A 20,261-nucleotide genomic window follows, 5' to 3' on the forward strand; every position below is an offset into this window, starting at 1 on the left:
TTTCCCACCGCGTTCGCCGCTTGTGACGGCTTTTTCCTGCTCGAGCCGAAACGAGCACGCATGACGGACACGCTGTTTCTCACCAGCGAGGAGATCGACGACCTTGCATCGCCGGCGGACTACGTCGACGCCGTCCAGGACGGCTACCGACAGGTCGGCAACGGCGCGCCCGCGTTTCCGCGGCAGAAGTTCTACCGCGAGGACCCCGCGGGGATGTTCACCAGCTACGCGGCCCTCCTGCCCGAAACCGGCGCGATGGGCGGCTACATGTACGGTGCCGGCTTCGGCTCCGGCGACGGCTGGTTCGTGACGCCGCTTTTCGACGCCGAGAGCGGCGAGCCCCTCGCCCTCCTCGACGGCGCGAGCATGAACCCGTTCAAGACGGGAGCCGCCGGGGCCGTCGCCGTCGACGAACTCGCTCGAGACGACGCCGCGACGCTCGCCGTCATCGGCAGCGGCCCGCAGGCCCGCGGCCAGGTCCACGCCACCGCGACCGTCCGCGAGTTCAGCGACGTTCGCGTCTACTCGCCGACCCGGGAGAGCCGGACGGCGTTCGCCGACGAGTTCGACGAGGCGCTCGACGCCGACGTCGCGGCCGTCGACTCGAGTGCGGCGGCGATCGACGGTGCGGACGTGGTCATCACGGCGACCAGCGCCAGCGACCCGGTCTTCGACGGCACCGACCTCGATCCCGGGACCCACGTCACGGCGATGGGTCAGTATCAGGAGGGCAAGCGTGAACTCGATACGACGACGGTCGAACGGGCCACCTACGTGCCGGACCTCCGCGAGCGTGCCACCTACGACGCGGGCTCGTTCCTCGCCGCGCTCGAGGCGGGCGCCGTCACCGAGGACCACATCCACGCTGAACTCGGCGAGGTCGTCGCCGGAACCGCACCCGGTCGGAGGGGAGACGACGAGATCACTGTTTTCGACAGCGGCGGGACGGGCATCGAAACCGTCGCCGCAGCGCACATGCTGTACGAACGCGCAAAAGCGGCGGGCGCGGGCTCGACGATCTCGTTCGCACCGGCGAGCGAGGCGCTGACTGGGAAGCGGCCGTAGGTCGGCGGCCGACGCCGATCCGCAGCGATACCGGTTCGGCTGGCTTTAGTAACTGGTCGCCAAACGAGTTCGTATGATCGAGGCGACGCTCTGTTTCGTGCTTCGCGGTCGCGGGGATGGACGGCCCGACGATGCGGCTGGTGCGCCGAATGCCACCGACGAGGTCCTCCTGATCGAAAAACGCCGCGGCCTCGGCGAGGGCTGGTACAACGGCCCTGGCGGGAAACTCGAAGGCGACGAAACGCCGCGCGAGTGCGCCGTCCGCGAGATGCGAGAGGAAGTCGGACTCGAACTCGATCCCGCGGCCCTCGAGAAGGCGGGCGAACTCGCGTTCCTGCTCGACGACGCGGTTCANCCATCAGAGATGTGTATAAGAGACAGCCTCCGACGAAGCCCGTCCCGAGTGGGTTCCGATCGACGAAGTCCCCTACGACCAGATGTGGGAGGACGACCGGCTCTGGCTTCCGGGAGTGCTCGAAGGAAAGACCGTCGCCGGCGAGTTCAGGTTCGCGGGCGGGCGGCCGCTGGACGAGGCCGAGTTCGTCGATCACGAACTCGAGTGGGACGCGTCGTTTCGTGCGGCAGAGAGCGACTGAACCGGCTTGAACTCGTTTCCGTCAACCAACTTCGTTGAAATCTGTTTCTTCAGCTGTGCCGTCGTGCGGAATGGACATTTGCTACACGCGCTTATTGAACGTCGTCAATCCCTGATTGAGCTTGTTTGTCGTCATCTATCTCGTCAGCAAAGAACCGTCGATAGATCGTTTCTACAAGATCGAAAATCAACTCAATGGTTTTGATGAATAACAAGACGATTTCGTCCATATCTATTACACTGTGTTCGTTGGAATAAGATTGCCCGTACGTGTCGCTGAGGAGTCCACCGCACCGCGTCGACGAGAGTTCAATAGAGCCGCTCTCGGAGAGACCGAGACGACCCCAAAGCACTTTGTGAGGTCCGTTGTAGCCGCGGAGCGCCGGTATCGCAGACGATCTTCCGACGAAGCTCGATGGTAGTTACCCGCGTCGTCCGCTGCTTTACAGGCTGTCTTTGACAGCAACACGACCGAAACGGGAGAGGAGTCGTCCCGAACTCGAATGGATGACGGTCGCCGCGACGGGGGTCGATTTTTTGAGTTTCTTTCACGCCCTACGTCCGCCCTCCGGCCTCCCACCTCGCTCTTCGCTCTACAGTTCCAACTTCTGACCACTCACTTCAGTGAGTTATCGGTCACCGCACGTCAGGGCTTCAACACGACCTTTCCCGAACTCTTGCGGTCCTCGATGTATTGGTGGGCCTCGGCTGCATCCTCGAGTGCGAAGTCCTCGCCGAGGATAACCTCGAGATCGCCGCTCGTCAGGCCCTCCGTCAGATCTGGGACGGCTTTCATGATCCTCTCGGGGTCGTGGTAGGAGGCCTGCCCGAGGTGGAAGCCGGAAACGGTCTTGTTCTCGAAGAGGAGTCGGCGGTTCTCCGCGCTGGCGGGAACGCCGCTCGCGACGCCGTAGGTGACCATGCGCCCGAAGTGGGTCATCGCGTCGAGGCTGCGCTCGAAGACGTCGTCGCCGACGGATTCGAGGACGAGGTCGACGCCTTCGCCGTCGGTCTCCTCCTCGACGACCTCGCGGAAGTCCGTCTCCGTGTAGTTGATCGGGTGATCGCAGCCGAGTTCGGCGGCGAGATCGAGTTTTGCCTGCGTGCTCGCGGTGCCGAAGACCTCCGCGCCCGCGTTCGAGGCGAGTTGGACGGCGGCGGTGCCGACGCCGCCCGCTGCGGCCTGGATCAGTACCGTCTCGCCGTCTTCGAGGCCGCCCCACTCGAACAGACAGCTGTGGGCGGTGAGGAACTGGACGGGGAAACCGGCGGCTTCCTCGAAGCTCATGCCCTCCGGAATCGGAAAGAGCATCTGCGCGTTGGCCGTGGCGTACTCGGCGTAGCCGCCGGTGTCGAGCATCGCGACGACGCGGTCGCCCTCGTTCAGGTCGACGCCCTCGCCGGTCGCGTCGACCGTCCCTGCGGCTTCCATGCCGGGAACGTAGGGGGTTTCCGGACCGCCGGGATACGCGCCGCGGCGCTGCATGATGTCCGCGAAGTTGATGCCCGCGGCTTCGATCTCGATCCGGACCTCCCCGGCGTCCGGTTCGGGCAGATCGGCGTCGATTTGCTCGAGCTGATCGCTGTCGCCGTATGTTGTTACTTCAATCGCTCGCATACTCGTACATTCGTAACACGACCGCATAAAGGGGCGAGAACCGGAAGGAACCAACCAACCGTTGTCGGCGGCAATTCACCCGTTGCTGGACGGCAAGCGTTACTCGTCTGCCCAGCCCTGATGAGACGGGTGGAGATCCGTCCGGCCGTGATTGGAGCCGCGCTCCCACACGTCGCCGGTGTCGCCGGACGGGCCGCGGCGCGTCTTCCACTCGAACTCGCGCTCTTCGTCGTTTCCGCCTCCCTGCCAGTACCAGTTCTCGCCGAGCGTGCCGTAGTCGTGGCAGTGCTCGTCGCGGTCGAACTGCGGGAGGTCGACGGAGCCGTCCGGCCCGTCCGCCGTCGCCATGTGATACAGGCCAGCCGGTGTGCCCGCTGATAAAGCGGTGAGAGCGCCCCGACGATAGTCGATCGACGGCGCTCGCCAAACACTGCGGATTTATTTCCCCGGTCGCAAAGGAACTCGTATGAGCAACGAAAGTCAGGAACTCGGCATCACCGAGTCGAAATCGCACAAACCCGGTGAGTGGTACGCCGAGGTCGTCCAGAAGGCGAACCTCGCGGACTACGCACCCATGGGCGGGTTCATCGTCACGAAACCCCGCGGCTACGCCCTCTGGGAAGCCATTCAGGACGCACTCGACGGCTGGTTCAAAGAGACCGGCGTCGACAACGTCTACTTCCCGCTGTTCATCCCCGAGAGCTTTCTGGAACGCGAGAAAGACATCGTCGAAGGCTTCGATCCCGAGGTCGCCTGGGTCACCCACGGCGGCCACGACGAACTCGAGGAACGGCTCGCGGTGCGACCGACGAGCGAGTCGATCATCGCGCCCTTTATGGCCGACTGGACGCGCAGTCACCGCGACCTGCCGCTGCGGCTGAATCAGTGGTGTTCCGTCGTTCGGTGGGAGGCCACCGAGACGAAGCCGTTCTTCCGGACGAAGGAGTTCATGTGGCAGGAAGGCCACACCGCCCACGCGTCCGACGACGGAGCCTGGGACGAGGTCTGGACCCGTCTGGGGCAGTACGAACGCGTCTACGAGGACGTGCTCGCGATTCCGGTCCTCCGCGGGAAAAAACCCGAACACGACAAGTTCCCCGGTGCCGACACCACGACGACGGTCGAAGCGCTGATGCCCGACGGCAAGTCCGTTCAGGGCGGGACGAGTCACAACCTCGGGCAAAGTTTCGCCGAGGCGTTCGACATCACCTTCGTCGACGAAGACGAGGACGAACAGACCGCCTACACGACCTCGTGGGGCCTCTCCTGGCGTGCACTCGGCGCGCTCATCATGACCCACTCCGACGACCAGGGCCTCGTGCTCCCGCCGACCGTCGCACCCACGCAGGTCGCCATCGTCCCCATCTGGCAAGAAGAGACCAAAGACGACGTCCTCGAGTACTCCGAGAACATCGCCGACGAACTCGAGGACGCCGGCTTCCGCGTCGAACTCGACGACCGCGACGAGCGCAATCCCGGCTTCAAGTTCAACGAACACGAACTCAACGGCGTTCCCCTCCGACTCGAGATCGGCCCCTACGAGGTCGAAGACGAGGAGGTCACGCTGGTTCACCGGCCGGACAACGAGGAGAGCGTCGCGGACCGCGACGGCATCGTCGAAACCGTCGACGAGCACCTCGACGACATCTTCGACAAACTGTACGACGCCGCCGAGGAAAACCTCGAAAACAACATCCGCGAAGCCCACAGCCCCGAAGACATCCTCGGCACGCTCGGCAAACACGGCGGCTACGTCAAGACGCCGTGGTGTGGCGACGAGGCCTGCGAGGAGGCTATCAAGGAGAAAATCGCCGCCGAAATCGTCATGCAACCGCTCGAAGACGAGGGCGGAACGACGGCCGGCGAGGTCCCCGAACCGGACCGCGACGAGTGCGGTGTCTGTGGCGAACCCGCCGACGAAATCGCCTACTTCGCGAAGTCTTACTAACGGATCACCGATCGCAACCCGCTCGTAGCTCGCGCCGCTCTCGCTCGTCTCCGTCGCGATCGAGTTCAGAATCGGGTTCCGAAGCCGCTGTTCGAACCCTCGAACCCGGCGTTCCACCGGGCGTCGACGTATCAGATTTTGAGACCTAATGATTTAACCCAAGAGTGCTTACCGGTAGCGTGTGAACTCGTGAGTGTGGTGTTCACTCTGGTGGGTGAGCACTACGTGCCTCTGACACTTTTCCCGAGTCGAACGGTACAATCGCTCCGTTGAAGCGAATGTTTTGTCCCGAGTTCCAGATCGCACAGTCGGCCACGCGGACGAGCAGCATCACGATTTCGTGAATAATACACCTTATACTACATTATATGTGTTTATAATACACTTAGTCATTATGGATTATCCTCTTATAGGCCGTCTCGGTATGCAGTGGTATGCCACAGCCACACAGCGAAGCATCCGCCGAGCGTTCGCAGGGACTTTCGGACCCTGCTGACGCGCGGTCGAACTGCGGCGTCGGCGTCGTCATGGACCTCGATGGGGGATCGAGCCACGACGTCGTCGCCGACGGACTCGACCTTCTCGTCAATCTCGAACACCGCGGGACGACCGGCGCGGAACCCGACACCGGCGACGGTGCGGGGATTATGCTCCAAACACCACATGCGTTCTTCGACGGTGAACTCGACGTCGATCTTCCTGCTCCGGGAGCCTACGCCGTCGGCTCGCTCTTTTTGCCGACCGACGACGACGCCCGCGCTGCACTCGTCTCTCTGCTCGAAGATACCTTCGGAACCTACGACCTCGACGTGCTCGCGTGGCGTGACGTGCCGACGAACAACGCCGACCTCGGTGCGACGGCGCTCGAATCCGAGCCCGACGTCTGGCAGGTCGTCGTCGCTCCCACGGACGACGTGACGGGCGACGAGTTCAACCGACGGCTCTACGTGGCCCGTCGCGCGCTCGAAAATGCGGTCGATGAGGCGGATATCGACGGGAAAGAGCGGTTTTACGTCTGTTCGCTCGACTCGCAGACGCTCGTCTACAAGGGCCTGCTCAAGGGCGAGCAGGTCGCCACCTACTACCCCGATCTCACCGACGAGCGCCTCGAATCGACGTTCGTGATGGTTCACGAGCGGTTCTCGACGAACACGCTCGGAGCTTGGCACCTCGCCCACCCCTACCGGAACGTCATCCACAACGGCGAGTTCAACACGATCAAGGGGAACATTAACTGGATGCGCGCGCGGGAGACGGACATCGAGAGCGACGTTCTCGACGATTTGGAGGCCGTCAAGCCGATCATCGACGATCCCGACCAGTCCGACACGGCGAGCGTCGACAACGCGCTCGAACTCCTGTTGCAGGACGGGCGCGACCTGGCACACGCCCTGCGGATGCTCGTCCCCGAGGCCTGGCGCGGGGACGACGCGATGGACGAGGACCGCAGGGACTGGTACGACTTTCACGCCTCGCTGGTCGAGCCCTGGGACGGTCCCGCGCTCGTCGCCGCGACCGACGGCGACCGCGTCGGAGCCGTCCTCGACCGCAACGGCCTCCGTCCCTGCCGGTACGACGTGACGACGGACAACCGCCTCGTCATGGCGAGCGAGGCCGGCGCCCTCGACACCGATCCCGAGGAGATCGAAGAACGCGGCCGCCTCAAGCCGGGCCAACTCTTCCTCGCCGACCCGAACGAGGGACAGGTCATCCCGGACGAGGAGGTCTTCGACGACCTCACCGACGACCGCTACGGCGAGTGGGTCGATCGGGAGCAGGTTCGCCTGCCCGAAATCCAGTCGACTGGCGACAACAGTCCCCAACGGCCCGTCTCGAACCTGCGAGCCCGGCAGGCCGCCTTCGGCTACACCCACGACGAACTCGAGAACCTGCTCGAGCCGATGACCGCGAAGGGGAAAGACCCCGTCGGCTCGATGGGCGACGACACGCCGCTGTCCGTCCTCACCGAGTTCAACCGCCCGCTCTTTTCGTACTTCAAGCAGCTGTTCGCCCAGGTCACCAACCCGCCGCTCGACTACATCCGCGAGGAACTGGTGACGAGCCTCGAGAGCCGCCTGGGCTTCCAGCGCAACCTCCTCGACGAATCGCCCGCCCACGCCCGCCAACTCGTCCTCGACTCGCCCGTGCTGACCGACGCCGAACTCGGGGCGATCCGGGACTGCTCGACGAACGGCATTACGGCCGCAACGATCGACATCACCTACGAACCGACGAGCGACGAGTTCGGCTCGGACCTCGACGCGGCGATCGAACGCGTTCGCGAGGACGCCGTCGCGGCGATCGAGGCGGACCACGACGTGCTCGTCCTCTCGGATCGCAACGTCGACGCCGAGCGCGTCGCGATTCCGAGCCTGCTCGCGACGGGCGGCGTCCACCACCACCTCGTTCGAAACGGGCTTCGCAACCACGTCGGCCTCGTCGTCGAGTCCGGCGAACCCCGCACCGTCCACCAGCTCTCGACGCTCGTCGGCTACGGTGCCGGCGCGGTCAACCCGTACCTGGCCACCCAGACGATCGCCGATCTCACGGCCGGCCCGGACGGGGCGGACACCGAGGCCGCCATCGACGCCTACGTCGGCGCGCTCGAGAACGGCCTTTTGAAGGTCATGGCGAAGATGGGCATCTCGACCGTCGAGAGCTACCAGGGTGCTCAGATCTTCGAAGCCGTCGGCCTCGACTCCGATCTCGTCGACGAGTTCTTCGCGGGCACCGAGAACCGGACCGAGGGGATCGGGCTCGCGGAGATCGAAGCGGACCTCCGGGAGCGCCACGCGACCGCCTTCGCAGCGGACGACGAGACTGAACTCGACCGCCACGGCGAGTACGAACACCGCTCCGACGGTCTCACTCACCAGTGGAATCCGGAAACGGTCGGCACGCTCCAGCAGGCGGTTCGCTCGAACGACTACGAGCGGTACCGGGAGTTCGCCGAGCTGATCAACGATCAGAACGAGAACCTCCAGACGCTTCGGGGCCTGCTCGAGTTCGATTCCGACCGCGAGCCGATTCCGGTCGAGGAAGTCGAACCGGTGACGGACATCGTCGAGCGGTTCTCGACGGCCGCGATGAGCCTCGGTTCGCTCTCGCCGGAGGCCCACGAGAACAACTCGATCGCGATGAATCGGATCGGGGGCAAGAGCAACACGGGCGAGGGCGGCGAGCCGCCGGAGCGGTTCGACACCGAGCGCGAGTGCAACGTCAAGCAGGTCGCCTCGGGCCGCTTCGGCGTCACCTCGACGTACCTCTCGTCGGCCGACGAACTCCAGATCAAGATGGCCCAGGGGTCAAAGCCCGGCGAGGGCGGTCACCTCCCCGGCGAGAAGGTAAACGAGATGATCGCCCACGTCCGCAAGTCGACCCCGGGCGTCGGCCTCATCTCCCCGCCGCCGCTGCACGACATCTACTCCATCGAGGACCTGAAACAGCTGATCTTCGATCTGAAGGCGGCAAACGAGGAGGCGGACATCAACGTCAAACTCGTCTCCGAGGCCGGCATCGGCACGGTCGCCGCCGGCGTCGCGAAGGCAAACGCCGACGTGGTCCACATCTCGGGCCACTCCGGCGGCACGGGTGCCTCGCCGCGCACGTCGATCAAGAGCGCCGGCCTCCCGTGGGAACTCGGCCTCGCCGAGGCGAACCAGATGCTCAGTGCAACCGGCCTGCGCGACCGCATCCGCGTCTCCGCCGACGGCGGGATGAAGACCGGCCGCGACGTGGCCGTCGCCGCCCTGCTCGGTGCCGAGGAGTACGTCTTCGGCACCGCCTCGCTCGTCACCTCGGGCTGCGTGATGGCCCGCCAGTGTCACAAGAACACCTGCCCGGTCGGCGTCGCCACCCAGCGCGAGGACCTGCGCGAGCGGTTCCCCGGCGAACCCGAACACGTCATCAACTACATGACGTTCATCGCCCAGGAACTGCGCGAGATCATGGCCGAGTTAGGGTTCGAGACCGTCGACGAGATGATCGGGCGGGCGGACGCGCTCGCCCAGCGCGACACCGTCGACCATCCGAAAGCCCGCTCCGTCGACCTCTCGGCCGTGCTGGCCGAACCCGCCGGCGACGTCCGCCGGAAGATCCGCGAGCAAGATCACGAACTCGATGCGCAACTCGACTACGAGTTCATCGACGCCGCCGCGGACGCGCTCGATGGCGGTGAACCGGTCGCGCTCTCGGCGGACGTGACGAACGTCGACCGCGCGGTCGGGGCGATGCTCTCGAACCGGGTTACGAGCCGCTACGGCGAGGCCGGCCTGCCGGAGGACACGATCACGGTCGATCTCGAGGGGACCGCCGGCCAGAGCTTCGGTGCGTTCCTGGCGAGCGGGGTCTCACTGCACCTGAACGGCAGCGCGAACGACTACGTCGGCAAGGGCCTCTCCGGCGGCAAACTCACCGTTCGGACGCCCGACAGGGCGAGTTACGATCCGACCGAGAACATCGCGATCGGCAACGTCGCACTCTACGGCGCGACCGACGGGCAGTGTTACATCAACGGCGTCGCGGGCGAGCGCTTCGCCGTCCGCAACTCCGGTGCCAAGGCCGTCGTCGAGGGCGTCGGCGACCACGGCTGCGAGTACATGACCGGCGGCGTCGTCGCCGTCCTCGGCGAAACCGGGACGAACTTCGCGGCCGGCATGTCAGGCGGCGTCGCCTACGTCTACGACCCCGACGGCGAGTTCGCCGCCAGGGCGAACACCGGGATGGCGACGCTCCACGAGGACCTAGAGGAAGAAGACGAGGAGATGCTGCGGCGACTCGTCGAGAACCACGTCGCCTACACGGGCTCCGACCGCGGCGCGGACCTGCTCGACGACTGGGAACGCGCCCTCGATGCGTTCGTGAAGGTCATGCCCGAGGCCTACCGCGAGGCCATCACCGAGCAGGGATCGGACGACGTCCGCGGCGAACTGCCGGGAATGGCCGAGACCGAACTCGAGGCCGAGTCGACCGGATTCGCTGCGAGCGACGACTAGCCCATCCCGCGCCGAACGATCGGTTCCGCCGTCACCGTCAGTTTGCGGCTCGGATCAGTCGCGGCCGAGCGTGTGGAACTCGTCGTTCGGGCGCATCTCCGCGAACATCGCCATCCGATTGCTCAGGTTGTAGAACGCCGTTACGGCGGCGATATCCCATATTGCCTCCTCGCTAAAGCCGGCATCGCGGAGTCGTTCGAGGTCGGCGCGTTCGACCTCGGTCGGGCGCTCGGTGAGCGTCACGGCGACGTCGAGCATCGTGCGGTGAGTCTCGTTGATATCCGCCGTTCGGTAGTTCGCGACGAGCTGGTCCGCCAGTTGTGGATCATCGGCGTAGATGCGGACGAGTGCGCCGTGGGCGACGTTACAGTAATAGCAGTGGTTGACGCCGGAGACGGCGACGACGATCAGCTCGATTTCCTCGCGCTCGAGCGCCGCGTCCTCGACGAGCGCGTCGTGGTACTGGAAGAACGCCCGGAAGTGCGACGGCTTGTACGCGAACGCCGAGAAGACGTTCGGCGTGAACCCGGCCTCCTCGGTTTCGGCTTCGATCCGCTCCCGGAGGTCCTCTGGAAGAGCCGCGAAGTCGGGGACGGGAAAGTTTGCCATCGCGTCGTCCGCGAGCGTCGGTGTTGCGTCCGTCGCCGAATCGGTGTCGTCGGTGTCTGCCATACCTGCCAGTTCACACGTCGGGATAATAACTCACGGGCCCTGTCCGCCCACTCGTCCGCATCGCTGGGTACTGCTACGGAGGATACCGCGACGGAAATCTGAACTCGCTCCTCGTGCGCTCGGTACGGCGTTCCGTGAAGAAAAACGGATTCGCTAGCCAGCAGCGACCGGTCCGGCTATCCGGATCGTCTCTCGTCGCGGTCTTCGTCCCGGTCGCCAACGGGATCCCGTTCGTGGACGTGGCGTCGGTTGCTCATATCGCTGGTTGCGTCCCGATCACTGCTCGTATTTCTTCCGTGCTCATCGTCCCCGCGCGGCTCCCGATCCGACGTGTCGGTCCAGTGCCCTCGCTCCGATCGGTGTCCCGCCTGCCGGTACTGGAGCCCGCCGCCGGACTGGTTCTGCGGCGCAGTTTCCGTCTCCGATCCCGAGCGATCGCCGTCGTCGAGTGAGCGGGCGTCTCGTCTCCTGCTTCGACGGTCCAGTTGACTGCGCTGTGGGTGTGGTCGCCGCTGCGGATCGGACGTTGCCGCCGGCTCGCGCCGGGATCGCCGTTCCTCCGGCGGTTCCCGTGACTGGCGCCGCTCTCGGTGCTGTCCTTTCGCCTGTCTCTGTCCTCGGGTGCGTTCCTGACGTCCTTCCCGATCGCTCCCTCGCTCCGGTACTCGATCCGATTCCCACTCCGACTCTCGGTTCGGCAGTCGACGAGTTCGGCCTGGCTCCTGACTGTGCCGTTCCGCTCCTTGATGCCGGCGCTCGTCACCTTTTCGCCGAGGTTCTGGCTCGGGCTGCTGTTGCGACGTCGACTCCCGGACCCCCTGGCTACGCCGGTGCCGGCCCGCCGTCGCCTGTCCCTGTTCCCTCCGTCGAGTATTCTGCGGGCGGTTTCCCTGCAGTCTGTCGTCGGGGGCACCCGGCTGCTCTCGCCGTGTCACCGACCGATTGCGCCCTCGGCGGTCCGGTTCCGAGTCCGGGGACCGCCGTCGGTGCTCCTGTGGCTGTGCACGATGGGATCGGCTCGACTCACTCGTACTGAACTCGGGTTGGGCTCGGTGGCTGCGACGCTGAGGGGGGTCATCGTGTCCACCGACGCGTCGCTGTCGTGGCTCGGGTTGGGGGTGGTGACTCCGCTGGTGCTGTGACTCGGGTTGTTGTCGGCGCTGATCGCACTGTCGGGAGCGAGCCCGTCGATCGGTCCCTTGATCGCCGCGAACTCGGTCCCGGCCCCCTTTGTGGGAGCGGTCCGGCTGTCGGGCCTCACCGCCGTATTCGAGCGAGTCCGCGTCTTGAACGTTCGTTTCGAACTGGCTGTGCTGATCCAGCCGTCGAGACTGGCCGTGCTGGGCCGATCGGCCCGCCGGCTCCGGGTGACGACCCGGCTCGTTCTCGGGCATCCGTCGCTGTCGCTGTTGTTGCGGTGGCTGTTGTGGGGGTTGGCGGTGCCCACGTGGTTGGTCTCGTTCCCGCGGTTCCGACTGCCTCGAGCGCTGTGACTGTTGGGGAGGCTGCTGGCGCGGCTGCTGGAATCGCCGTTGTTGTGATCGTCGCCGGGGCTGTCGCTGTCGTGTGGTCTCCCGAGGACGTTCCTGTCGTCGGCCTTCTCGCCGGCCGCGGTCAGTCTCTCCCTGCCGGTCGTGGCGGGCTTCACCGCCGTACTCGAGCGAATCTGCGTCGTGAATATCCGTTTCGAACCCTCGTCGATGGTCGCTCTGAGAGCGATAGCGGGAGCGGTTGCGGTCCGAATCCGACGACCGCGTTCGCCCCTGTTCGTACTGCCGAATATCGCCGCGAGGGCGTCGTTCTCCGAACCGACCTCGTTCCTGTCGGTCACGTCGGTTCGATGACTGGCGGCGCTCGTCATCCCGCGGCCAGCGGCTCTGTTCTTGCCGCGGTTGAAGGTCCCGTACCCGGCGTCGGTACTCCTCACGAGCTGGGCGCTCGTCTCGGTCCGTGGTCGGGCGCTCCTGTTCGTCCGTCCGTCGGTGTCGGCGTTCGTTGCGGTCGTTCATGGGTCTCGATCGTGTGAAACGGAACTGAATTCCGGTCGTCCGTCACCGTGCGACGCATGCGTCCGCCGACTGCAGTCCGTCCGTCGGCGGTGCTATGCAGATCGTGCGGATAAATCCTGAGCGCGCGTAAGCGTGCATCCCTCCTGTCGGCTCGTAGCCCGCCAACGACTCCCGCTCGCGCCCGAGACGGACCGTTCCGCTATCGTTTTCCGCCATCCTCGAGTGGATCACGTATGGACAGCGCACTCGTCATCGGTGGGACGCGCTTTATCGGCCGACAGCTCGTGTCCGACCTGCTCGACCACGGCTACGACGTGACGCTTCTCAATCGTGGCACGCACGAAAACCCCTTCGTCGACGAGGACCGCGTCGATCACATCGAAGGCGACCGGACGAACGACTCCGCGCTCGAAGCCGCGGTAATGACCGCCGATCCCGCCGCCGTCTTCGACTGCGTCGCCTACCAGCCAAGAGACGTCCAGGCGGCGACGCGGATCTTCGCGGACTGTGCGGCCTACGTCTACGTCTCGAGCGGCGCAGCCTACGGCCGCGAGGACATCCCCAAGCGGGAAAACGAGACGCCGCTCGAGCCCTGTACTCGGGAGGAAGCGACCGACGACACCACGGCGACCTACGGCAAGCGCAAAGCCGAGGGTGATCGTGCGATCGCAGCCGCTGCCGAGCGCGGCGTAAACGCCATGTCCGTTCGTCCCTGCATCGTGTACGGTCCACACGACTACACCGCACGCCTCGACTTCTGGATCGACCGCGTGAATCGCTTCGACCGCATTCTCATCCCGGGGGACGGCACCAACATCTGGCACCGCGCCTACGTTGACGACGTTGCCAGCGCGCTCCGACTCGTCGCCGAACGCGGCGCGGCCGGCGAGGCGTACAACGTCGGCGACCGCCGCCTCGTCACGATAGAAGAGATGATCGATCTGATCGCCGACGCGCTGGAGACGACCGTCGACATCGTCCACGCCGGCCCGCGCGAACTCGCCGCCGCAGAGATCGAACTCGCTGACTATCCGCTCTATCGCGAGTACCCGCACGTCCTCTCGACGGCGAAACTCGCCGACCTCGGCTGGGAGTCGACACCCCCCGAAACGGCGATGGATCAATCCGTTGCGGACCACCTCGCAAGCGACCGGACGGGACGCGAGAACGGGCCGGACCGCGACGCCGAAGCGCGAGTTCTAGAAATTCTCGATACGGTCTGACACTGCCGAGTACAGTACGGACAGCGGGACGGATCGGCGGGCGGTCGTGTCGGGTCGAAACTGTCGTGAATGCCGAGGATGCCAAGGATGTCGCGGATGACAAGAAAAAACACGTATATCCCGTGGGTGAATCAGGGCAACTATGTTCGAGAAGTCGACGTGGATTCGCCTGCCACGAAACGTCGTCGTCGGGCACGGCGTCCGGTCGTCGGTCGTCGAGGTCGTCGACGAACTCCACCTGCAGGGCCGACCGCTCCTCGTCACGAGTCCGACGCCGCGAGCGGTCGCGGCGGAACCGGTCGCCGCCGATTTCGAGGCCGCGGGGATCGATCCCGCGATCGTCACGATCGAGTCCGCGACGTTCGAATCCGTCGAAACCGTCATCGAAGCCGCCGAAGCCGAGGCCGCCTCCTATCTCATCGGCGTCGGCGGCGGCAAGGCGATCGATATCGCGAAGATGGCGAGCCACCACCTCGACGTGGGATTTCTCTCGGTGCCGACGGCGGCGAGCCACGACGGGATCGTGAGCAATCGCGGCTCGGTCCCGGACGGCGATACGCGCCACAGCGTCGCGGCCGAACCGCCGCTGGCGGTCGTCGCCGACACCGAGGTCCTGGCCGAAGCTCCCTGGGAGCTGACGACCGCCGGCTGCGCCGACATCATCTCGAACTACACGGCGGTGATGGATTGGCGACTCGCGAAGCGGCTCAAGAACGTCGAGTTCTCCGAGTACGGGGCCGCGCTCTCTGAGATGACCGCGGAAATCCTCGTGGACAACGCCGATCACGTCCGGCCCGGCCTCGAGGAATCCGCCTGGGTCGTAACGAAGGCGCTCATGTCCTCCGGCGTCGCGATGAGCATCGCCGGCTCCTCGCGGCCGGCGAGCGGGGCCGAACACCTCTTCTCGCACCAGCTCGACCGGCTGGCACCGGGTGCGGCGCTGCACGGCCACCAGGTCGGCGTCGGCTCGATCATGACCGCCTACCTGCACGGCGGCGAGCGCGGCATCTGGCGGGACATCCGCGACGCCCTCGACAGCATCGACGCGCCGACGACCGCGGCTGAACTCGGACTCGACGACGAAACCGTGCTCGAGGCGCTGACGACGTGCCACGAGATTCGCGACCGCTATACGATCCTCGGTAACGGGATGGACGAGCAAGCGGCTCGCGAGGTAGCGACGAAGACGGGCGTTATCGACTGAGCCGCATCGTCACAGTCACCGGCCCGCCGGAATCGTCGGCACGACGCGGAACAGTGAACGGCGTAACCGATGGCTTCGGTGCGCCAATGCCGCGGTGTTTCGGCGCCGCGTTACTTGCGTCGCGATTTGGTACATTCAAAAGAATGACTCGATAAGGGCCAAGAACGTTTACTTACGAATGGCGTTTATCGTCACTGAACCGCATGGACCAGCGCGACTCCATCGTTCGCCTCGATCTCACGAACGAGTCAGTGACGAGCGAACCGGTGCCAGAGGGCTGGCTTCGAGCGTACGTCGGCGGGAAGGGGCTCGGCGCGCGGTACCTGTACGAGGAGGTGTCCCCCGGTACCGATCCGCTCGGCGACGCCAACGCACTCTGCTTTCTCGTCGGCCCGCTGACCGGCTACCTTCCGGGTGAACAGCGGTACGTCGTCGTCACCAAATCACCGTTGACGGGAACGTTTCTGGATTCCTACGCCGGCGGCTCGATGGCGGCTCGACTTGCGGGCTCGCTCGGCCGCCACGTCGGCGTTCTCGTTACCGGACGCGCCGAGCGACCGGTCGCCCTCTCGATCGCCGACGGCACCGTGACGATCGAGTCGGCCGACGAATGGTGGGGACTCGACGCTCGAGAGACGGACGATCGAGTTCAGGACGCGAGCGTCGCCTGCATCGGTCCCGCGGGCGAAAACCTGGTCTCGTACGCGACGATCGCGTCCGACGGCGGCGAGCATCACGCCGGACGCGGCGGTGCGGGCGCGGTCATGGGTGCGAAACGGCTGAAGGCTGTGGTCGCCCACGACGAGCCGCCGACGGCCGACGACGAACTTCGCGCGCTTCGACGCCGGGACGTGGCGGCGTTCGCCGACGACGAGACCGGCCGCTGGCACGCCGCCAGCGAAACCGTAGAGACCATCGATTTCGCGAACGAAGTCGGCGTCTTGCCGACTCACGGCTGGCAAGAAGGGACGTTCGAGGGAACCGACGACATCGGTATCGAGGCCGTCCGCGCGGCCGCGTCCGATCGGGAACGACCCAACAGTCCCGTTCCGGGCGGGTTTCGCGTCGAGAGCAGTGTCGGTGACGGTGACAGCGACGGTACCACCGAGAGCGTCCCGCGCGGAGCGACGCCGATCTCGCTCGGCGCGGGGCTCGGTATCGACGAGTTCGACGCCGTCGCGACGCTCGGCTCGCTCTGCGATCGGCTCGGCCAGGACGTGATTTCGAGCGGCAATGCGGTCGCGTGGGCGATCCGCGCGAGCGAGGAGGGCCACCTCGATCGCGACCTCTCGTTCGGCGACGACGACGCGGCGCGCGAACTCATCGAAGAGATCGCCGCGCGCTCGAGTTCGCTCGGCGACGCGCTCGCCGACGGCGTCGAGGACGCGGCCGCGGCGTACGGCGGCTCGGCGTTAATTCCGTCGATCAAGGGGATGGCGTTGCCGTCGTACGATCCCCGCGGCGCGTCGGCGATGGCGCTCGCGTACGCCACGAGCGACCGCGGCGCCTGCCACCGGCGGGCGCGACCGGTCGAAGCGCAAGCGCTCGCGGGAACGGAGTGGTCGGTCGGCGATCGGGTGGATGCCGTCATCGCGGAACAGGATCGGCGAGCGCTCCGCTGGAGTCTCGTCGCTGACGATTTCGTCGCCGAGGCGCTCTCGCCCGACCGTATCGAAGAGTGGCTCGCCGCGGTCGGCCGCAACCCGATCGCCCTCGATCGGATCGGCGCACGCATCTGGACGCTCGTTCGCCTTTTCAACGTTCGCGAAGGGTTTTCTCGGGACGACGACACGCTTCCACAGCGGTTGACCGAGCCGATCGACGGCGGGCCGAACGACGGGGCTGCGATCGATCCCGCGTCGTTCGAAGCGATGCTCGACCGCTACTACGAACGCCGCGGGTGGGACGACCGCGGCCGGCCGACGACGGCAACGCTGGAACGGCTCGGCCTCGACGAGTTCGACGAGTTCGACCGCTCCGACCAGGCGGGTGAGACGCGATGACCGACCGACTCGATCTCGACNGGCCTCGACGAGTTCGACGAGTTCGACCGCTCCGACCAGGCGGGTGAGACGCGATGACCGACCGACTCGATCTCGACGAACTCGATGCGGGCGAGGAGGGCGAAGAGTGCGAAGAGACGCCCGACGCGAACCCGGGTGACTGGTTCTGGCGCGGCGAGGGAGATCCCGTGGACGAACCGGAGCCGAAACGCGTCGCCGGGCCCACCGCGGACGTAGAGGACGTGGAGGGCGCGGGCGAGGAGGACGCGCACGCGAAGAACGACGGCGGTGAACGGGACGCGGACGAGTCGGATCCGACGCCCCAACCTGCGCCCCACGTCCCCCGAACGGACGCGGGAAAACCGGCCGGGATACCGACGGAGTACGGGGGTGCCGGTGCTGGTGGCCACGCTGGCGGCGACGTCGGTACCGGCGCGTCGGAGGAACCGCCCGCCGAACCGCGACCCGCGGGGTCGGCCGCGGACGGACCGCACGGAGGCGGCGTCGACGACATGACGATCGCGTTCACCTACGATGCCCTTCGTCGGATCGCAAACCCGGCGGCCGTCTTCGCGGACGCTTCGACCTGGGCCGACTGGATCGGAATCGTCGGCGATGTCGACACGCACCACATCACATCGTTCCAGCGAACGCACGCCCTCGACGCCGACTTCTTCACCGGTAGCGGGACGAGTTCATCCGAGCGGCTCCGCGGTATCGATCGCACTTCGATGTTCTACGCGGAACGGATGGTCGTCGTCGGCAGCGCCGAATCCGACGAAACGATCGCCGAGGCCGCCGACTGGGAGTACGTCCCGGTCGAGAGCGCCGCCGAGAAAGCGGACTGGGATCTACAGGGGTGACTGTAACGACACGCGATCGGCGCGGCGGTTCTCGCCCCTAGAGCAGGAACCCGCCGATCAACGCGGCGATGAAGAGGACGGCGACAATCGTGAGCGCCTCGTACCGATAGCCTCGCCCTTCGGCGGTGTCGGGCGTTCCGAAGACGACCCCGACGAGTCCGCCGACGGCGACGACGAGGACGGCGATGGCGTAGATCGAGTACAGGAGGCTTGCCATACTCTATCACGCCACGCGAATCGACGTAAATCCACGGGCGAGTCGTCGGATTTCCGACGGCATCGTACGCAGCGCACGCGCGATGCTGGTCGTGAAACTGAAACCACGAAAACCCCGAGTCCGGCCCTCAATCGTCGCTGGTACTGGGAGACTCGTCACCGGCGGGTTCGCCGCCCGGCTCACCGCCGTCGGCGGCCGTGCCGGAAGCGCGCTGTTCCCGACGCCGGCGCAGGTAGCGCGCCCGCAACACGTTGCCGTACATCGAGAGCACGAGTCCGAGAAGTAGTACGAATATCCCCGTATTGATGCCGATCGTTCGCAGAACGCTGCCCTCGGCGAACACCAGCGTCTCCGGAACCGGATAGCCGCCGTAGTCGAGGCTGGCCATGAGGACGCTGACGATGCCGACGACGACCAGCACGCCCGCGACGTTCGTTGCCCACCGCCAGGACGGACGGAGCCGAAGTCGCTCGATCCCGGTCGTCTCGTACTCGTCGGGGTCGTCGTGGAAGTTCGGCGTCTGATCCTTCGGGAGGAACGCCTTCATCTCGACCGGGTAGAACGCCGGATGGAAGCCGTGCTCGAAGGTGTGGAACATCACGCCCATCAGCATGATAATCCCGAGCAGCCCGTGGAACGCGACGAAGGCCATCGCGACCGACTGGGAGTTATAGAACTCGATCAGCCACGTCTTCTGCCAGATGAGCAACCCGGAGATCATCAGCAACACGAGTTCAATCGTGAAGATCCAGATGACGCCCTTGCCGACGTAGGAGATCAGCGGCACCTCGTCGGCCTTGTACCCCGCGAACTGGCGGGCCGCCGGGTGGCGCTCGTCGGCCCGTCCCAGCGCGAATTTGATGTCCTGGATGAACGCCGCTACGTCGTCCGGGCTCGGGAGAACCGCGCTGAAGTTGGCTCGACTGGCCGAGCGAATGAGCATGTAGGGGACCCAGAACCCGGTCAGGGCGATCAGCGAAAAGCCGGCGAAACGGTGGATCGAGAGCACCCCCCGGTTGCCGCCCATCAGTTCGACTACCCACCACAGTTCCGTGTTGAAGGCGATGGCGTACCCCGTGAAGAACAGGAGGAACACCGCCAGGGCTAGCAACGAGTGGAATATCGTCGTGGCGCGTGAGAATTTCCCGTGATCGAGGTTCGTCACGCGCGGTCACCTCCACTGGCAGCGGCACCATCGTCGCGCGACGGCCCGCTACGGTCATCTCGGCCCGACCCGCCGTCCGGCGCTGTCGCCGGCTCTGGCTCCTGCGTGCGCGTCCCGCTCGGCGGACGCATTTGCGTCGCCAACCGGCGGAACGCCGCCCAGTGGATAAACAGCATCAGGAGGATGAAGATCCCCAGGACGACGTCCGCGAAGTGAACGATTGCGATCAGGGCATCGAGAACGGGTTCGGTGTTGCCGAGGACCCAATCGGCACCGACACCGCCGCCGTCGACGGTCGGCCGAACTCGCAGGACGGACTCGAAAAACGGGCCGCGCCCGGAGACGAGCGCGACGGCACCGACCGCCAGCGCGAGACCGATCAGGGCGCTGATCCAGAACGCGATTCGATCCGATCGATCGCCGGACGCCGATTCGGCGGTTTCCGGTTCCGGTTCGCTCTCGCGTTGCTCGGTGGCGGATTCCTCGGCGTATCCCCCGTCGGCCTGTTCGTCGCGGGCATCGCGGATCGATTCCCCGGATTCCCGGGCCGATTCCGTGTCGCCGGGAGCGTCGGCGTCGCTCGAGGTATCCGGTACGTCCGCTGGCGAGTCGTCGCTCGGGTCGGTCGGCCCGCCGGCGCGGTCGTCGTGGTCGTCGGGTGGTCGTTCGTCGCTCATGGTCGGAA

The 20,261-nt window shown here is 65.9% G+C and carries 15 protein-coding genes and 1 pseudogene; 8 read left to right on the top strand and 8 right to left on the bottom strand.

Going from position 1 to position 20,261, the window contains the following annotated elements; all coding sequences use genetic code 11:
- Nucleotides 1-60 precede the first annotated feature (60 nt).
- Together C481_RS14415 and C481_RS14420 are read left to right on the top strand one after the other, a co-directional pair.
- Nucleotides 61-1,065 (top strand): ornithine cyclodeaminase family protein, encoded by a 1,005-nt coding sequence (locus C481_RS14415; RefSeq protein ID WP_006109982.1) that lies wholly within the window; start codon nt 61-63, stop codon nt 1,063-1,065.
- 73 nt (nt 1,066-1,138) lie between these two features.
- Nucleotides 1,139-1,661, top strand: a pseudogene (locus tag C481_RS14420) (8-oxo-dGTP diphosphatase).
- A gap of 645 nt (nt 1,662-2,306) precedes the next feature.
- Here the strand turns inward: C481_RS14420 and C481_RS14425 are convergent.
- On the bottom strand, nt 2,307-3,278 hold the full coding sequence (locus C481_RS14425; protein ID WP_006109984.1) for a quinone oxidoreductase family protein: 972 nt from the start codon (nt 3,276-3,278) through the stop codon (nt 2,307-2,309).
- A 99-nt stretch (nt 3,279-3,377) separates the two neighbouring features.
- Complete coding sequence (locus C481_RS22250) at nt 3,378-3,626, bottom strand: hypothetical protein (RefSeq protein WP_006109985.1); 249 nt, start codon at nt 3,624-3,626, stop codon at nt 3,378-3,380.
- A 118-nt stretch (nt 3,627-3,744) separates the two neighbouring features.
- Between C481_RS22250 and proS the strand changes: the two genes are divergently transcribed.
- Complete coding sequence (proS, locus tag C481_RS14435) at nt 3,745-5,226, top strand: proline--tRNA ligase (protein ID WP_006109986.1); 1,482 nt, start codon at nt 3,745-3,747, stop codon at nt 5,224-5,226.
- A 434-nt stretch (nt 5,227-5,660) separates the two neighbouring features.
- The gene (gene gltB / locus C481_RS14440; protein WP_006109987.1) at nt 5,661-10,220 is read left to right on the top strand and encodes a glutamate synthase large subunit; all 4,560 of its coding nucleotides are present in this window, start codon (nt 5,661-5,663) and stop codon (nt 10,218-10,220) included.
- Nucleotides 10,221-10,274: 54 nt separating this feature from the next.
- Here gltB and C481_RS14445 read toward each other — a convergent pair whose 3' ends face one another.
- The 3 genes from C481_RS14445 to C481_RS14455 form a co-directional block, all read right to left on the bottom strand.
- Nucleotides 10,275-10,892 carry a peroxidase-related enzyme gene (locus C481_RS14445; RefSeq protein ID WP_006109988.1) on the bottom strand — a complete coding sequence of 206 codons (618 nt, stop codon included), beginning with the start codon at nt 10,890-10,892 and terminating at the stop codon, nt 10,275-10,277.
- A 253-nt stretch (nt 10,893-11,145) separates the two neighbouring features.
- Entirely contained in the window at nt 11,146-11,805 is a 660-nt protein-coding gene (locus tag C481_RS14450) for a hypothetical protein (protein WP_241434690.1), read from the bottom strand.
- 18 nt (nt 11,806-11,823) lie between these two features.
- A complete protein-coding gene (locus tag C481_RS14455; RefSeq protein WP_006109991.1) occupies nt 11,824-12,819 on the bottom strand; it encodes a hypothetical protein in 996 nt (331 codons plus the stop codon).
- 315 nt (nt 12,820-13,134) lie between these two features.
- On the opposite strand from C481_RS14455, the gene C481_RS14460 reads away from it, so the two are divergent.
- The 4 genes from C481_RS14460 to C481_RS14475 all read left to right on the top strand — a co-directional run bounded on the left by C481_RS14460 (nt 13,135) and on the right by C481_RS14475 (nt 18,194).
- The gene (locus tag C481_RS14460; RefSeq protein ID WP_006109993.1) at nt 13,135-14,124 is read left to right on the top strand and encodes an NAD-dependent epimerase/dehydratase family protein; all 990 of its coding nucleotides are present in this window, start codon (nt 13,135-13,137) and stop codon (nt 14,122-14,124) included.
- 142 nt (nt 14,125-14,266) lie between these two features.
- The gene (locus tag C481_RS14465) at nt 14,267-15,328 is read left to right on the top strand and encodes an NAD(P)-dependent glycerol-1-phosphate dehydrogenase (RefSeq protein ID WP_006109994.1); all 1,062 of its coding nucleotides are present in this window, start codon (nt 14,267-14,269) and stop codon (nt 15,326-15,328) included.
- Nucleotides 15,329-15,531: 203 nt separating this feature from the next.
- Complete coding sequence (locus C481_RS14470) at nt 15,532-17,331, top strand: aldehyde ferredoxin oxidoreductase family protein (protein WP_006109996.1); 1,800 nt, start codon at nt 15,532-15,534, stop codon at nt 17,329-17,331.
- Nucleotides 17,332-17,405: 74 nt separating this feature from the next.
- Nucleotides 17,406-18,194 carry a DUF7124 domain-containing protein gene (locus C481_RS14475; protein ID WP_006109997.1) on the top strand — a complete coding sequence of 263 codons (789 nt, stop codon included), beginning with the start codon at nt 17,406-17,408 and terminating at the stop codon, nt 18,192-18,194.
- A gap of 37 nt (nt 18,195-18,231) precedes the next feature.
- On the opposite strand, the gene C481_RS14480 is transcribed toward C481_RS14475, so the two are convergent.
- The 3 genes from C481_RS14480 to C481_RS14490 form a co-directional block, all read right to left on the bottom strand.
- A complete protein-coding gene (locus C481_RS14480; protein ID WP_006109998.1) occupies nt 18,232-18,411 on the bottom strand; it encodes a hypothetical protein in 180 nt (59 codons plus the stop codon).
- A 127-nt stretch (nt 18,412-18,538) separates the two neighbouring features.
- Nucleotides 18,539-19,576 (bottom strand): cytochrome b/b6 domain-containing protein, encoded by a 1,038-nt coding sequence (locus C481_RS14485; RefSeq protein WP_006109999.1) that lies wholly within the window; start codon nt 19,574-19,576, stop codon nt 18,539-18,541.
- Nucleotides 19,573-20,253 (bottom strand): TDT family transporter, encoded by a 681-nt coding sequence (locus tag C481_RS14490; protein WP_006110000.1) that lies wholly within the window; start codon nt 20,251-20,253, stop codon nt 19,573-19,575. The genes C481_RS14485 and C481_RS14490 overlap by 4 nt, the downstream gene beginning before the upstream one ends.
- Between the last annotated feature and the right edge of the window lie 8 nt (nt 20,254-20,261).

It is taken from the genome of Natrialba asiatica DSM 12278, from assembly GCF_000337555.1.
In the GTDB taxonomy this organism is placed as follows: Archaea; Halobacteriota; Halobacteria; order Halobacteriales; family Natrialbaceae; genus Natrialba; species Natrialba asiatica.

Excerpts from the sequence above, each read along its gene's own strand:
- C481_RS14415 (WP_006109982.1), top strand. The coding sequence starts at position 61 with ATGACGGACACGCTGTTTCTCACCAGCGAGGAGATCGACGACCTTGCA.
- C481_RS14425 (WP_006109984.1), bottom strand. The coding sequence starts at position 3,278 with ATGCGAGCGATTGAAGTAACAACATACGGCGACAGCGATCAGCTCGAG.
- C481_RS22250 (WP_006109985.1), bottom strand. The coding sequence starts at position 3,626 with ATGGCGACGGCGGACGGGCCGGACGGCTCCGTCGACCTCCCGCAGTTC.
- proS (WP_006109986.1), top strand. The coding sequence starts at position 3,745 with ATGAGCAACGAAAGTCAGGAACTCGGCATCACCGAGTCGAAATCGCAC.
- gltB (WP_006109987.1), top strand. The coding sequence starts at position 5,661 with ATGCCACAGCCACACAGCGAAGCATCCGCCGAGCGTTCGCAGGGACTT.
- C481_RS14445 (WP_006109988.1), bottom strand. The coding sequence starts at position 10,892 with ATGGCAGACACCGACGACACCGATTCGGCGACGGACGCAACACCGACG.
- C481_RS14460 (WP_006109993.1), top strand. The coding sequence starts at position 13,135 with ATGGACAGCGCACTCGTCATCGGTGGGACGCGCTTTATCGGCCGACAG.
- C481_RS14465 (WP_006109994.1), top strand. The coding sequence starts at position 14,267 with ATGTTCGAGAAGTCGACGTGGATTCGCCTGCCACGAAACGTCGTCGTC.
- C481_RS14470 (WP_006109996.1), top strand. The coding sequence starts at position 15,532 with ATGGACCAGCGCGACTCCATCGTTCGCCTCGATCTCACGAACGAGTCA.
- C481_RS14475 (WP_006109997.1), top strand. The coding sequence starts at position 17,406 with ATGACCGACCGACTCGATCTCGACGAACTCGATGCGGGCGAGGAGGGC.
- C481_RS14480 (WP_006109998.1), bottom strand. The coding sequence starts at position 18,411 with ATGGCAAGCCTCCTGTACTCGATCTACGCCATCGCCGTCCTCGTCGTC.
- C481_RS14490 (WP_006110000.1), bottom strand. The coding sequence starts at position 20,253 with ATGAGCGACGAACGACCACCCGACGACCACGACGACCGCGCCGGCGGG.